Origin of the sequence: Leisingera aquaemixtae (genome assembly GCF_006740765.1) — a bacterium.
Classification (GTDB): domain Bacteria; phylum Pseudomonadota; class Alphaproteobacteria; order Rhodobacterales; family Rhodobacteraceae; genus Leisingera; species Leisingera aquaemixtae.
Genome location: NZ_CP041159.1, coordinates 1974513 through 1988069, shown reverse-complemented (window position 1 = coordinate 1988069; position 13557 = coordinate 1974513). Strand labels below are relative to the sequence as shown.

General features: G+C 65.1%; 12 protein-coding genes. 9 read left to right on the top strand and 3 right to left on the bottom strand.

Annotated features, from left to right (window positions below; translation table 11 throughout):
• The first annotated feature begins 80 nt into the window (after nt 1-80).
• On the top strand, nt 81-821 hold the full coding sequence (locus tag R2C4_RS11385; protein ID WP_141890727.1) for a YebC/PmpR family DNA-binding transcriptional regulator: 741 nt from the start codon (nt 81-83) through the stop codon (nt 819-821).
• Nucleotides 822-954: 133 nt separating this feature from the next.
• On the opposite strand, the gene R2C4_RS11380 is transcribed toward R2C4_RS11385, so the two are convergent.
• On the bottom strand, nt 955-1803 hold the full coding sequence (locus R2C4_RS11380) for a COG3904 family protein (RefSeq protein ID WP_141890726.1): 849 nt from the start codon (nt 1801-1803) through the stop codon (nt 955-957).
• Between the two features lie 101 nt (nt 1804-1904).
• Nucleotides 1905-2789 (bottom strand): LysR family transcriptional regulator ArgP, encoded by an 885-nt coding sequence (locus tag R2C4_RS11375; RefSeq protein WP_141890725.1) that lies wholly within the window; start codon nt 2787-2789, stop codon nt 1905-1907.
• Between the two features lie 89 nt (nt 2790-2878).
• On the opposite strand from R2C4_RS11375, the gene R2C4_RS11370 reads away from it, so the two are divergent.
• From R2C4_RS11370 to R2C4_RS11355, 4 genes are all read left to right on the top strand, one after another.
• The gene (locus tag R2C4_RS11370) at nt 2879-3481 is read left to right on the top strand and encodes a LysE/ArgO family amino acid transporter (protein WP_141890724.1); all 603 of its coding nucleotides are present in this window, start codon (nt 2879-2881) and stop codon (nt 3479-3481) included.
• An 84-nt stretch (nt 3482-3565) separates the two neighbouring features.
• Nucleotides 3566-4498 carry a pirin family protein gene (locus R2C4_RS11365; protein ID WP_141890723.1) on the top strand — a complete coding sequence of 311 codons (933 nt, stop codon included), beginning with the start codon at nt 3566-3568 and terminating at the stop codon, nt 4496-4498.
• Nucleotides 4499-4591: 93 nt separating this feature from the next.
• A complete protein-coding gene (locus R2C4_RS11360) occupies nt 4592-5512 on the top strand; it encodes a DMT family transporter (protein WP_058285805.1) in 921 nt (306 codons plus the stop codon).
• A gap of 66 nt (nt 5513-5578) precedes the next feature.
• The gene (locus R2C4_RS11355; RefSeq protein WP_141890722.1) at nt 5579-6583 is read left to right on the top strand and encodes a DUF1036 domain-containing protein; all 1005 of its coding nucleotides are present in this window, start codon (nt 5579-5581) and stop codon (nt 6581-6583) included.
• Between the two features lie 17 nt (nt 6584-6600).
• On the opposite strand, the gene betI is transcribed toward R2C4_RS11355, so the two are convergent.
• Nucleotides 6601-7176 (bottom strand): choline-binding transcriptional repressor BetI, encoded by a 576-nt coding sequence (betI, locus tag R2C4_RS11350; protein WP_141890721.1) that lies wholly within the window; start codon nt 7174-7176, stop codon nt 6601-6603.
• A 159-nt stretch (nt 7177-7335) separates the two neighbouring features.
• On the opposite strand from betI, the gene R2C4_RS11345 reads away from it, so the two are divergent.
• From R2C4_RS11345 to betA, 4 genes are all read left to right on the top strand, one after another.
• Nucleotides 7336-8544 (top strand): BCCT family transporter, encoded by a 1209-nt coding sequence (locus tag R2C4_RS11345; RefSeq protein WP_141890720.1) that lies wholly within the window; start codon nt 7336-7338, stop codon nt 8542-8544.
• 124 nt (nt 8545-8668) lie between these two features.
• Nucleotides 8669-10177 carry a choline-sulfatase gene (gene betC, locus R2C4_RS11340; RefSeq protein ID WP_141890719.1) on the top strand — a complete coding sequence of 503 codons (1509 nt, stop codon included), beginning with the start codon at nt 8669-8671 and terminating at the stop codon, nt 10175-10177.
• Nucleotides 10178-10233: 56 nt separating this feature from the next.
• The gene (betB, locus tag R2C4_RS11335) at nt 10234-11691 is read left to right on the top strand and encodes a betaine-aldehyde dehydrogenase (protein ID WP_141890718.1); all 1458 of its coding nucleotides are present in this window, start codon (nt 10234-10236) and stop codon (nt 11689-11691) included.
• Nucleotides 11692-11857: 166 nt separating this feature from the next.
• A complete protein-coding gene (betA, locus tag R2C4_RS11330; protein ID WP_141890717.1) occupies nt 11858-13513 on the top strand; it encodes a choline dehydrogenase in 1656 nt (551 codons plus the stop codon).
• The last annotated feature ends 44 nt before the right edge of the window (nt 13514-13557 follow it).

Below are 13557 nucleotides of genomic sequence, written 5' to 3'. Positions count from 1 at the left end.
CGGGGCAGGGGCGCTTGAAAGCAGGTGCCGGCACGGGCTATATGAGCGCCAATTCGGATATTAAGCAGCAAGGATGCACCATGGCAGGCCATTCAAAATGGGCTAACATTCAGCACCGCAAGGGCCGTCAGGACGCGGCGCGGTCAAAACTGTTTTCCAAGCTGGCCAAGGAGATCACCGTGGCCGCCAAGATGGGCGACCCCGATCCCGACAAGAACCCGCGCCTGCGCCTGGCCGTCAAGGAAGCCAAGTCGCAGTCCGTCCCCAAGGACGTGATCGAACGCGCCATCAAGAAGGCCATCGGCGGCGACGCCGAGAACTATGACGAAATCCGCTATGAGGGTTACGGCCCGGCCGGCGTTGCGGTGATCGTCGAGGCGATGACCGACAACAAGAACCGCACCGCCTCCAACGTGCGCTCGATCTTCGGCAAGAACGGCGGCAACCTGGGCGAAACCGGTTCGGTCGGCTTCATGTTCGACCGCAAGGGCGAGGTGACCTACCCGGCCTCCGCCGGCGATGCGGACACCGTGATGATGGCGGCGATCGAAGCCGGCGCCGAGGATGTCGAAAGCTCCGAGGACGGCCACATCATCTATTGCGCCGACACCGACCTGAATGACGTGTCCAGCGCTCTGGAAGCGGAGCTGGGCGAATCCGAGTCGACCAAGCTGGTGTGGAAACCGACCACCACCACCGAGCTGGACCTGGACGGCATGCAGAAGCTGATGAAGCTGGTCGATGCGCTGGAAGACGACGACGACGTGCAGCGCGTCACCACCAACTTCGAGGCCTCCGACGAGGTCATGGCGCAGCTTTAAGCCGCCGCCCTGCGCGATCCATCAAGGCCCGCCATCCCGGCGGGCCTTTTTCGTAGCTCAGCCCCGCAAGACCGCTTCTTGGGGCTGTAAATGTCCCCGGGTGTGAGGCCCAAGGGGACGAGGGCGCGCCCCCTCAGAACGCCTCGCCTGTGAGCACCCCGGCCGCCCGCAGCTCGGGGCGTGACGGGATCCACAGCGCCCCGTTGCCAACGGCAAAGATCTCGCGTGCAAATGCCGCGCGGATGCCCTGCTGCCGGAAAAAGGCCAGGTCCTTCCGTTGTTCCTTCAGCAGATCCACCTGCGGCAGCCCGCCTTCGAACATCAGTGCATAGCTATGAAACCCCAGTTGCCCGCCGGCGGCCAGGCGGCGCGTGCGCCCGGCGGCAAACATCAGCGTGCAGGCAGAGGCGCACAGCGCCGCGGCCTCGGTATCCAATTGATGCCGCCGGATCAGCTTTGCCGCGCCGCGGGCCTCGTAGATCAGCCCGCCAGGCCCCGCCAGCCGCACCCGGCGCACCTCCGGCGCGGCGGCCAGCAGCGCCTCCATCCGCCGGGTCAGCCCATGGGTGATTTCGCCGTCAAACACCAGCACCAGCCCGTCTTCGGATACGCTCAGGCTGTACTGGGCCTCGCGCTCCAGCCGCCGCTGCTCGGCATAGGCGGGCGCCTCCACCGCCCGGGCAATCAGCAGCGCGTCCCACCACAGGATCACCGCCGCAAACCCTGCAAACAGCAGCACCAGATAACCGCCCCAGACCGCCATCATAGCCCCGGTGCTGCGCACATGCGCATCGGCGCTCAGCTGAAACGCCCGGGCCTGCCACAGCAGAAACAGCCCGTCCGCCGCCATCAGCACAAAGGCCAGCGGCACCGGCAGCCGCACCCATTGGTTCAGCGCCAGCCATCCCAGCACCAGACAGCCCCGCGGCAGCACCACCTGCAGCGCCAGGCTGCGCGGCAGAGACGGGGGCAGGGCGCTCATCCGTTCAGCCCTGCCGCCGCCTTGGCCGGGGCAGGCGCCAGCTGCAGGACGGGCAGCGGTTTGCCTTCAGAAAACATCGCGGCCCTTTCCGGCGCGGCAGGCTAGTTTTGCGTCAGATACTGTCTTGCCGATTTCTGCACGGCGCGGGTGACTTCGGCAAGGGCGGGCGCCATTACCCGCGCCACTTGCCAGGTCAGCGGCACCGGCAGCGTGCTGCCCGCAATCAGCGGCACCAGCCGGCCGCTGCGGATGTCCTCCGCCACCATCGGCAGCGGGTTCATGCCCCATCCCAGACCCGCCGCGGCAGCGTCGATGAACGCCTGGGTCGACGGCAGGAAATGGGCGGGCGGCGACAGGCCGGGCGCCACATTGCGCTCCAGCCACAGCCGCTGCAGATTGTCTTTTGCGTTGAAGATCATACAGGGCGCTTTTGCAGCAGCCTCGGGCGTTACCCCCTGTGCAAACCAGCGCGCCATGAACGCCGGGCTGGCAGTCGCCGCGTAATCCAGCGTGCCCAGCGGATAGGCTTCGAACCCGGTCACCGGCTTGGAACTGGCAGTCACCGCAGCAGAGACCTCGCCCCGTTTCAGCCACTCCGCGCTGTGGTCCTGATCATCCACCAGCAGGTCGAACAGCACCCCCTCCACCGCCGCCATCGCCCCGATGAACCAGCTCGCCAGGCTGTCGGCATTGACCGCAATCCGCAGCCGCACCGGGCCCTGGTCCGCCTCCAGCGAAAGCTCGCGCGCCAGCTGCGCCTCCAAGAGGCCGATATCTTCGGCATGTTTGGCGATCCGCAGCCCCGCCGCGGTGCCGGTGCAGGGCGATCCCCGCAGCACCAGCGCGGTGCCGGTGCGGTCCTCCAGCGCCTTGATCCGCTGGGATATGGCCGAAGGCGTCACCGACAGCGCATGCGCCGCCGCCTCAAACGCGCCGAGGCGCAAGACCGCGCTCAGCGCTGCCAGCTGGCTGGGATCCATCTGCATTAGCAACTCTAATCTGACTTAAACCTCTTTAACTGGATTAATCCCGAGCGAGGTTTTAGTCAAACACCAGCACATGAATGGAGACACCGATGCCCCCCAGCCTGCTCGCCGGATTTGCCCTTGGCCTCAGCCTGATCATGGCGATCGGCGCCCAGAATGCCTTTGTCCTGCGGCAGGGGCTGCGGCGCCAGCATGTGTTCTGGATCTGCCTCACCTGCGCGGGCTCCGACGCGGTGCTGATCACCGCGGGCGTCTTCGGGTTCGGCTCCCTGGCGCTGGCGGTACCGTGGTTCGAGCAGGCGATGCGCTGGGGCGGTGCGGCCTTCCTGATCTGGTACGGCGCCCGCGCCCTGCGGGCCGCCTGGCAGGGCGGGGAGAAGCTGGAAGCAGCGCAGGAGGGCGCAGGCGCAGCGCTGCTGCCGGTGCTGGCCACCGTGCTGGCGCTCACCTGGCTGAACCCGCATGTCTACCTCGACACGGTGGTGCTCCTCGGCTCAATCTCCGCCCAGTATCCGCAGCCCCTGGTCTTTGCCGCCGGCGCCACAATCGCCAGCTTCACCTTCTTCTTCACGCTCGGCTATGGTGCCAGCCTGCTGGCTCCGGTCTTTGCCCGCCCGCGCGCCTGGCAGGTGCTGGACGCCGTTGTCGGCCTGACCATGTGGGCCATTGCGGTAAAGCTGCTCCTGATGTGACGAACAGCGCCTGTGCGCGTCTCGCCCTAACGCCTGCGCGGAATTGCGCTACCTTTTCCCTGTAGCCACCGACAGGAGGGAAGGATGAGCTGGAACCCGGCACTGGAACCGCAATGCCCCGATGCGGGCGGTCTCGACGCGATCGAAACGGTGATCATCCCGCGCGCCCGCGACATCGGCGGCTTCGAGGTCCGCCGCGCGCTGCCTGCGCCGCGCCGCCAGATGGTCGGGCCCTTCATCTTCTTCGACCAGGCCGGACCGGCGGAGTTTTTGACCGGCCAGGGCATCGACGTGCGCCCGCACCCGCATATCGGCCTCGGCACAGTTACCTACCTCTACGAGGGCGAGTTCGAACACCGCGATTCCCTGGGCACCCACCAGATGATCTACCCGGGCGAGGTGAACTGGATGGTGGCGGGCGAGGGCGTCACCCATTCCGAGCGCACCTCCGCCGCGACCCGAAAAGGGGCCAGCAGCCTGTTTGGCATCCAGACCTGGATCGCGCTACCCGAAAGCCACGAGGATGCGCCCGCAAGCTTTGAACACCACGGCAAGGAGGCACTGCCGCTGCTGGAGGGCGAGGGCAAGGCCGCCCGTCTGATCCTCGGCACCGCTTGGGGAGAGAAGGCGCCGGCAACCCTTTATTCCGACACCTTCTATGCCGATGTGGTGCTGCAGGCCGGGTCCAAGCTGCCGTTGCCCACGGATCATGAGGACCGGGGCATCTATGTGACCCAAGGAGCGGTGGAAATTGCCGGCGAAACCTTCGAGGCCGGCCGCATGATGGTGTTCCGCCCGGGCGACGAAATCACCGTGACCGCAGGCCCCCAGGGCGCCCGGCTGATGGCGCTGGGCGGCGAGACGCTGAACGGGCCGCGCTATATCTGGTGGAACTTCGTCGCCTCCTCCCGCGACCGGATCGAGGCGGCCAAGGAATCCTGGGCTGCCGGCGACTGGCAGCACGGGCGCTTTCAGCTGCCGCCGGGCGATGATCAGGAGTTCATCCCGCTGCCCTGACGCCGCAGCGTTCCGGCGCGCAAAGCGGCCCGCCCGGAACTATTTCACATGTGAAGCCTTGTGCCGCCGCCCGAACGGGTGTTCTGTCACCTCATGAGCCAGACCGCAGACACCGCACCAGCCCTCCAAAACCCGCTTAAGGGCGTGTTCTGGATGGTGGTCACGGGGCTGTGCTTTGTCGCGGTGACGGCACTGGTCAAATACCTGGGCAGCCGCATCCCGCCTGCCGAAAGCGCGTTTCTGCGCTATTTGCTGGGGCTGGTGTTTCTGATCCCGATGGCCGGATCCCTGCGCAGGGCGCAGCTGACCCCGCGGCTGTGGGGGCTCTATGCGGGCCGCGGTGCGGTGCATACAGCGGGTGTGATCCTGTGGTTCTACGCCATGACACAGATCCCGCTGGCCGAGGTCACGGCGATGAACTACCTGTCGCCGGTCTATGTGACATTGGGCGCGGCGCTGTTTCTGGGCGAGAAACTGGCCTTCCGCCGCATCTCTGCCATTGCTGTTGCCCTGATCGGCGCGCTGATCATCTTGCGCCCGGGCTTCCGCGAGGTTTCGCCCGGCCACATTGCCATGCTGTTCACCGCGGTGTCCTTCGGCGCCTCCTACCTGATCGCCAAGTTCACCGTCGGCAGCAACAGCCCGGCGGTGGTGGTGGCGATGCTCTCGGTCTTTGTCACCCTCGGGCTTGCCCCCTTTGCCCTGGCCGTCTGGGTGACACCCACCCTGACAGAGGTCGCGATCCTGTTCGGCGTCGCCTGTTTTGCCACTGCGGGCCATTACACCATGACCCTGGCCTTTGCCGCCGCACCCGTGACGGTGACCCAGCCGGTCACCTTCCTGCAGCTGGTCTGGGCCACCCTGCTGGGCGCCCTGGTGTTTGCAGAGCCGGTGGATATCTGGGTGGTTTCCGGCGGCGGGCTGATCCTGGCGGCGGTCAGTTTCATCTCCTGGCGTGAAGCTAGGATCAAAAAGAAAGCCGCTACACCTTCCGGTAACCCGGCCGGGCTTTGATCGTCTTATAGATGTTACAAGTCCGGGGTAATCTCCCGCCCTTACAAGTGTCAGCGGGGGCTGTGAATGGCGTTTTTCCTTTGGCTGCCAGCGCTGCTGCTGGCTGCCCTGTCAGAGCCGGCGGCCGCCAGTGCCGGGACCAGTATCTGCAATGATACCGGGGCCCTGCACCAGCTCGCCGTGACGGCGCGCACCGATGGCAGCTGGATCACCCAGGGCTGGCAGGCTCTGGCGCCGGGCGACTGCACCAACCCTCTGCCGGAGGGGTATCAGGGCCGGTTCTTCTACTTCCGCGCCGAAAGCCCGGGATACCAGTTCCGCGACGACAGCATCCGCTTCTGTACCAAAGCAGGGCCGTTCCGCGCCGGGGGCAGCGGCGATTGCGCCGCCCGCGGCTACCGCGAACAGGCCTTCGCCAGGGCCCGCATCAGCACGGACAGTCAGAAGATTCCGCTCAGTTCCCGTTCCCAGGCCGCGGCCGCTGCGCCAGACACAGACGAAGCCGGCGGCACACCCTACGCGGCAGCTGTTGTCCTGCAGGGCTGCAGCCCGGAGCAGGAGGGCGCCCCTGCGGCCTGCCGCTTTGTCGGCGGCGGCATGGAGATCCGGGCCACCGCCGGCAAACAGGCTGCCGTGCCTGCATTTGCGTTTCTGATGACTTTGCAGCAGGGCGCCCCGCTCGCGGTCGAGGGGGAACTGATCAGTTCCTTCGGCTCTCACGGTGATCTGGACCTGCACAGCGCCGCCTTGCGCCAGCCGAACCGCCATGACCGGCTCTTGCGGCAGATGCAGGGACGCTGGGTGTCCGCGGCGGATCCCGGCGACAGTTTCACCCTGTCCGGCGCGGTGCGTCAGGTCAGCTACAGGGGCAGCGCGATGCCGCCGGAATTCGTCTCGGTGCTGGACACCTGCCACGGCGCGGGCACGGCCGGAGATTTTCTGCTGGCCCGCGACAGCGAACGCGGCACCGGCCTGTGCTACCGGATCCAGTCTCTTAGCAGCGATGAGCTGACCCTGATCTACCTGCCGCGCGGCACCCGGCTGGTCTACCGGCGCCTGCCGGAGGGCTAGGGCAAAGTCTCAGGCGTTCAGGGGATCACCAGATCCACCACCCGGTGCGCCGCCGCGCGGGCGTCCTGCGGGTTCAGCGCCTCCTCGGATTGCGCCGCCTGCAGCCAGACACCATCCATGTAGCACTGCAGCGCCTGGCGCGCGGTTTCCAGCTGTTCCGCCGGCAGCAGCGCCCGCAGCTCGGCCAGGAAATGGCTGCGCACCCGGGCGCGGTTGATTCGGTGCAGGCGGCTGAGCCGCGGCGAGTAGGGGGCATTTGCCCAGAACTGCATCCAGATGCTGCACTGGGGAACGGTGAACAGATCGTCGGCAAAGTTCGCATCCATCACCGCATAAAGCCGCTCGCGCGGGGTGCGCGCGGTGGCGTATCCGTCGCTCATTGCGCGCCGCAGCTTGCCTAAAAGATGCAGCATCGTGGCTTCCATCAGCCCTTCCTTGGAGCCGAAATAATAGTTGATCGAGGCCGCCGACGCGCCGGCTTCCCTGGCGATTTCCGCCATCGTTACAACCCCATAGCCCCGCTTGTGCACGGCGATGATGGTGGCTTCGATCAGCTCTTCGTTGCGGATGTCCCGGATGCGTTTCCTGCTCATGACAAAGTTGTGCGGCAATTGGGGCGCCGTTTCAACTGTTGTTAGAAGGAAATGAAATCTTGAACGGCCATTCAAAAAACCGTTTGGCCGGTCAGCCGGCTGTGATATGTACCCAATCCATGTCTAAGGGCGGAAACCGTCCGGAAATGGGAGGGACATATGACTTCAATCATCTCATTCGGGATTCTGCTGGCCTTTGCGCTGGTGGCGTTCTGCGTGATCAAGTGGTGGAACGTCCGCAACGTCGGCGTGACCCCGGTTCACCTTTTCACCTTCATTGCAATCCTGTTCACCTCCGGTCTGGATGTGGGCCTGATCATGTTCCCGCTGGCCTGGGATTTCCCGCTCTATGCGGACACCGCCGCGGAACCGGCCTATGGCTTCACCAACCCGCTGGCGCTGGAGTTCGGCTTCTGGGGTTTCCTGATCTGGGGCTTCTATTTCCTGACGACCTTCTATTTCTGCGTGATCGAGCCGCGGGTGAAGTTCTTTGAGATCCCGCTGGTGAAATGGATCAACAACATCGTGATCATCGGCACCTGCGCCTTCACCGGCGCGCTGTTTCTAATCTACCTGCCGTATTACGCCACCTTCATGGGCGACGGCGAAACCGTGATCCCGGCCTTCTATGTCATCACCTTCCTGGTGATCCTGTTTGCCGCCTTCTCCTCCACCGACATCAAATACGTGCGCATCCTGTCGGTTGGCTCCACCGTGCTGTTCATGGCGCTGATCCTGGGCATGTGGGCCTATGCGGGCATGGGCCTGGGCGCCTTTGCCGAGACCGCAGGCAACATCGGCGGCTACTTCTCCAACATCCACAAGTTCATCCTGCCGCTGACCGACTATCATGAGTTCTACCTGTTCTGGTGGTTCGCATGGTCGATCATGATCGGCCAGTTCACCTCGCGCTTTGTCGGCGGCCTCAAGACCTGGCAGGTCCTGGCAGCGCTGCTGATCTTCCCGTCGATCCCGCTGGGTGTGTGGTTCTCGGTGCTGTACTATTACCACCTGAACAGCATCGAAACGACGCTGCTGATCAACGTCTCCATGGTCGCGGTGGGCATCATCTTCGTGGTCAACTCCTTTGACTCGCTGATCCGCCTCTACACCGACAACCTGAACCTGACGGCCAAGCGGTTCGGCACCATTCCCTATGTGCTCGGCAACGCGGTTGTGCTCTTCGGCCTCACGCTGGCCTTCCAGAGCCAGTGGCTGCAGATCCAGTGGATCGGCACCATCGTGATCGGCATTTACGTGGCCTGCCTCGCCTACATCCTGGCCTTCAAGCGCAGCGACGTGATGAGCATCGACGCCTCGCCCGAGGAAAACACCCTCGATTTCGAGAAGATCAAGACAGCCCACTAAGGGCGGTCTCCCGGCTGGCCCCCAAGTTTCCCCGAATGAGGGGACCAGCCACCAACTGCCTGGCAGCGCTTTCGGGCCTGCCAGGCGCCTTTGCAAAGCATCGCCAATTCTTGGGAGGTCCGCGATGAGTGCCCCGAATATCCTGATCCTGATGGTTGACCAGTTGAATGGGACGCTTTTCCCGGACGGCCCCGCCGACTGGCTGCATGCTCCGAACCTGAAGAAACTGGCGGAACGCTCCACCCGCTTTGCCAACGCCTATACCGCATCGCCCTTGTGCGCGCCGGGCCGGGCGTCCTTCATGTCCGGGCAGCTGCCCTCGCGCACCGGCGTCTATGACAACGCGGCTGAGTTCCGCAGTGACATCCCGACCTACGCCCACCACCTGCGCCGCGCCGGCTATTACACCTGCCTCTCGGGCAAGATGCACTTTGTCGGCCCCGACCAACTGCACGGGTTCGAGGACCGGCTGACCACCGACATTTACCCGGCCGACTTCGGCTGGACCCCGGATTACCGCAAGCCGGGCGAGCGCATCGACTGGTGGTACCACAACATGGGGTCGGTCACCGGGGCAGGGGTGGCGGAGACCTCCAACCAGATGGAATACGACGACGAGGTTGCCTACAACGCCACCGCCAAGCTTTATGAGCTGTCGCGCGGTCTGGACGACCGCCCCTGGTGCGTCACCGTCTCCTTCACCCATCCGCACGACCCCTATGTGGCCCGCCGCAAGTACTGGGATCTCTATGAGGACTGCGAACACCTGCTGCCCGAGGTTCCGGCGATGGCATACGAGGACCACGACCCCCACGCGCAGCGGATTTTTGATGCCAACGACTGGCGCAGCTTCGACATCTCGCAAGAGGACATCAAGCGCTCCCGCCGCGCCTATTTCGCCAACATCTCCTATCTGGATGACAAGATCGGCGAGATCCTGAACGTGCTGGAAACCACACGGCAGGAGGCGATCATCCTGTTTGTCTCCGACCACGGCGACATGCTGGGGGAGCGCGGATTGTGGTTCAAGATGAACTTCTACGAAGGCTCTTCGCGGGTGCCGCTGATGATCTCGGCGCCGGACCTGCCTGCGGGCCTGATCGAAACCCCGGTCTCAACCATCGACGTGACCCCGACGCTGGGCGCGCTGGCCGGTGCCGACATGGGCGAGATCGAGCCCTGGACCGACGGCCAGAACCTGGTGCCGCTGGCCACCGGCACCGAACGCACCGAGCCGGTGCTGATGGAATACGCGGCAGAGGCGTCTTATGCGCCGCTGGTCTCCATGCGCTACGGCAAGTGGAAGTACAACCGCTGCGCGCTCGACCCTGATCAGCTGTTCGATCTGGAGGCCGACCCGCACGAGCTGACCAATCTGGCAGAGGACCCGGCCCACGCCGGCACCCTGCAGACGCTGCGCGCCAAGTCAGAGGCGCGCTGGAACCTGGAGACCTTCGACGCAGACGTGCGCGCCAGCCAGGCCCGCCGCTGGGTCGTCTACGAGGCGCTGCGCCAGGGCGGCTACTACCCCTGGGACTACCAGCCGCTGCAAAAGGCCTCTGAGCGCTACATGCGCAACCACATGAATCTCGACACCCTCGAGGAAAGCAAACGCTTTCCCCGGGGCGAATAACCATAGCAACCGTTCAGCATCTCCCCTGCTGAAAACCCCCGCTGGAGACACACACCATGACACATCCCGCACAGCCCAAAGCCAGCCACTTCATCAACGGCGCATACGTCGAAGACACCGCAGGCACCCCGATCCCGGTGATCTACGCCGCAACGGGTGAGCAGATCGCCACCGTCTACGCGGCCACGCCCGCAATCGTCGAACAGGCGCTGTCCACCGCCAAGGAAGCGCAGAAGGCATGGGGCAAGATGACCGGCACCGAGCGCGGCCGCATCCTGCGCCGCGCCGCCGACATCATGCGCGAGCGCAACCATGAACTGTCTGTTCTGGAAACCTATGACACCGGCAAACCGCTGCAGGAAACCCTGGTGGCCGACGCAACCTCCGGCGCCGACGCGCTGGAGTATTTCGGCGGCCTCGCAGGCTCCCTGACCGGCGAGCATATCCCGATGGGCGAGGACTGGGTCTATACCGTGCGCGAGGCACTGGGCCTGTGTGTCGGTATCGGCGCCTGGAACTACCCGACCCAGATCGCCTGCTGGAAAGGCGCGCCCGCACTGGCCTGCGGCAACTCGATGGTGTTCAAACCGTCCGAGACCACGCCGCTCTGCGCCCTGAAAGTGGCCGAGATCCTGCACGAGGCGGGCCTGCCCGCGGGCCTCTACAACGTCATCCAGGGCATGGGTGAGGTCGGGGCCGCGCTGGTCACCGACCCGCGCGTCGACAAGGTCTCGCTGACCGGCTCGGTGCCGACCGGCAAGAAGGTCTATGCTGCCGCCGCCGCAGGCATGAAGCACGTCACCATGGAACTGGGCGGCAAATCGCCGCTGATCATCTTTGACGATGCGGATGTGGAAAACGCCGTCGGCGGCGCCATCAACGGCAACTTCTACTCCTCCGGCCAGGTCTGCTCCAACGGCACCCGCGTGTTTGTGCAGAAAGGCATCAAGGAGAAATTCCTGGCCCGCCTGGCGGAACGCACCGGCGCCGCCGTGCTAGGCGATCCGCAGGACGAGGCGACGAACTTCGGCCCGATGGTCACCGAAAACCAGATGAACATCGTGCTGGGCTACATCGAAAAAGGCAAAGAGGAAGGCGCCCGCCTGATCTGCGGCGGCAAGCGCGCAGATATGCCGGGCTTCTTCGTTGAACCCACCGTCTTTGCCGATGTGACCGACGACATGACCATCGCGCGCGAGGAAATCTTCGGCCCGGTGATGTCGGTTCTGGACTTCGACACCGAGGAAGAGGTGATCGCGCGGGCCAATGACACAGAGTTCGGCCTGTCGGCAGGTGTCTTCACCAACGACTTCAGCCGCGCCCACCGGGTGATCGGCCAGCTGGAGGCCGGCAGCTGCTTCATCAACTCCTACAACGACGCGCCGGTCGAGGCGCCGTTCGGCGGAGTGAAGGCCTCCGGCGTGGGCCGCGAGAACTCGAAAGAGGCGATCAAGCACTTCAGCCAGGTGAAGTCGGTCTACGTCCGCATGGGCGACGTCGAAGCGGCGTTCTGATTGCCCTTTCGGGCAACGCCCACCCGCCCGCCCCGTTGCCCAAAAGGGCAATCAGGGCAGGGCGCGAGACAACCGGAGCTGCCTGCCCAGGCGGGCAGCCCGGCAGGAAATGCAAGGCAGAGCCGGGCAGGCGGGCAGCCCCCGGTCTCAGCGACGGAGAGAAGAAATGAACGCGGATTATGTGATTGTCGGCGCCGGCTCTGCGGGCTGTGCCATGGCCTACCGGCTCAGCGAGGCCGGCAAGAAGGTCTTGGTGATCGAACACGGCGGCACCGATGCCGGGCCGTTTATCCAGATGCCGGGCGCGCTCAGCTACCCGATGAACATGCCGCTCTATGACTGGGGCTACAAATCCCAGCCCGAACCGCATCTGGGCGGCCGCGAACTGGTCTGCCCGCGCGGCAAGGTGATCGGCGGCTCCTCCTCGATCAACGGCATGGTCTATGTGCGCGGCCATGCGGGCGACTACAACCACTGGGCCGAGTCCGGCGCTGCCGGCTGGTCCTATGCCGACGTGCTGCCCTACTTCAAACGCATGGAAACCTGGAACGACCGCGGCCACGGCGGCGACCCGGACTGGCGCGGCAAGGACGGCCCGCTGCATGTGACCCGCGGCCCCCGCGACAACCCGCTGCACGACGCCTTCGTCAAGGCAGGCGCGCAGGCAGGCTACCCGGTCACCTCCGACTATAACGGCGAACAGCAGGAAGGCTTTGGCCCGATGGAGATGACGGTCTACAAGGGCCGCCGCTGGTCCGCCGCCAACGCCTATCTGAAGCCCGCGCTGAAGCGCGATAACTGCGATCTGATCCGCGCCTTCGCCCGCAAGGTGGTGATCGAGGATGGCCGCGCCGTGGGCGTCGAGATCGAACGCGGCGGCAAGGTCGAGGTGATCCGCGCCAACGCCGAGGTGATCCTGGCGGCCTCCTCGCTGAATTCCCCTAAGATGCTGATGCTCTCCGGCATCGGCCCGGCCAAGCACCTGGCCGAGCACGGCATTGATGTGGTCGCCGACCGCCCCGGCGTCGGCCAGAACCTGCAGGACCATCTGGAATTCTACTTCCAGTTCGCCTGCAAGCAGCCGATCACCCTGTTCAAATACTGGAACCTCGTGGGCAAGGGCCTGGTCGGTGCGCAGTGGCTGTTCACCAAGACCGGCCTGGGCGCCTCCAACCAGTTCGAAAGCGCCGCCTTCATCCGGTCTGACAAGGGCGTGGATTACCCGGACATCCAGTACCACTTCCTGCCCATCGCGGTCCGCTACGATGGACAGGCGGCGGCAGAGGGGCATGGCTTCCAGGCCCATGTCGGCCCGATGCGCTCGCCCTCACGCGGGGAGGTCACGCTGGCTTCCGCCGATCCCAAGGACGCGCCGAACATCCTGTTCAACTACATGTCGACAGAACAGGACTGGATCGACTTCCGCAAATGCGTGCGCCTCACGCGTGAGATCTTCGCTCAGGACGCGATGAAGCCCTTCCTCAAGCATGAGATCCAGCCCGGCGAGCACCTGCAGACCGACGACGAGATCGACGGCTTCCTGCGCGAGCATGTGGAAAGCGCCTATCACCCCTGCGGCACCTGCAAGATGGGCGCGGCTGAGGATCCGATGGCCGTCGTCGACTCGGAATGCCGCGTCATCGGCGTCGACGGCCTGCGCGTTGCCGACAGCTCGATCTTCCCGCGGATCACCAACGGCAACCTCAACGGCCCCTCGATCATGACCGGCGAGAAGGCCTCCGACCACATCCTGGGCCGCCGCCTGCCGTCCTCCAACGCAGAGCCGTGGTTCAACCCGAACTGGCGCGAAGCGCAGCGCTGATCCTGCTGCCAAGCCAGCAAGCCGCCCGCCACCTCCCCTTTGTG

Bases quoted from the DNA above. Each gene is read 5' to 3' on its own strand.
- R2C4_RS11385 (WP_141890727.1), top strand. From the start codon at position 81: ATGGCAGGCCATTCAAAATGGGCTAACATTCAGCACCGCAAGGGCCGT.
- R2C4_RS11380 (WP_141890726.1), bottom strand. From the start codon at position 1,803: ATGAGCGCCCTGCCCCCGTCTCTGCCGCGCAGCCTGGCGCTGCAGGTG.
- R2C4_RS11375 (WP_141890725.1), bottom strand. From the start codon at position 2,789: ATGCAGATGGATCCCAGCCAGCTGGCAGCGCTGAGCGCGGTCTTGCGC.
- R2C4_RS11370 (WP_141890724.1), top strand. From the start codon at position 2,879: ATGCCCCCCAGCCTGCTCGCCGGATTTGCCCTTGGCCTCAGCCTGATC.
- R2C4_RS11365 (WP_141890723.1), top strand. From the start codon at position 3,566: ATGAGCTGGAACCCGGCACTGGAACCGCAATGCCCCGATGCGGGCGGT.
- R2C4_RS11360 (WP_058285805.1), top strand. From the start codon at position 4,592: ATGAGCCAGACCGCAGACACCGCACCAGCCCTCCAAAACCCGCTTAAG.
- R2C4_RS11355 (WP_141890722.1), top strand. From the start codon at position 5,579: ATGGCGTTTTTCCTTTGGCTGCCAGCGCTGCTGCTGGCTGCCCTGTCA.
- betI (WP_141890721.1), bottom strand. From the start codon at position 7,176: ATGAGCAGGAAACGCATCCGGGACATCCGCAACGAAGAGCTGATCGAA.
- R2C4_RS11345 (WP_141890720.1), top strand. From the start codon at position 7,336: ATGACTTCAATCATCTCATTCGGGATTCTGCTGGCCTTTGCGCTGGTG.
- betC (WP_141890719.1), top strand. From the start codon at position 8,669: ATGAGTGCCCCGAATATCCTGATCCTGATGGTTGACCAGTTGAATGGG.
- betB (WP_141890718.1), top strand. From the start codon at position 10,234: ATGACACATCCCGCACAGCCCAAAGCCAGCCACTTCATCAACGGCGCA.
- betA (WP_141890717.1), top strand. From the start codon at position 11,858: ATGAACGCGGATTATGTGATTGTCGGCGCCGGCTCTGCGGGCTGTGCC.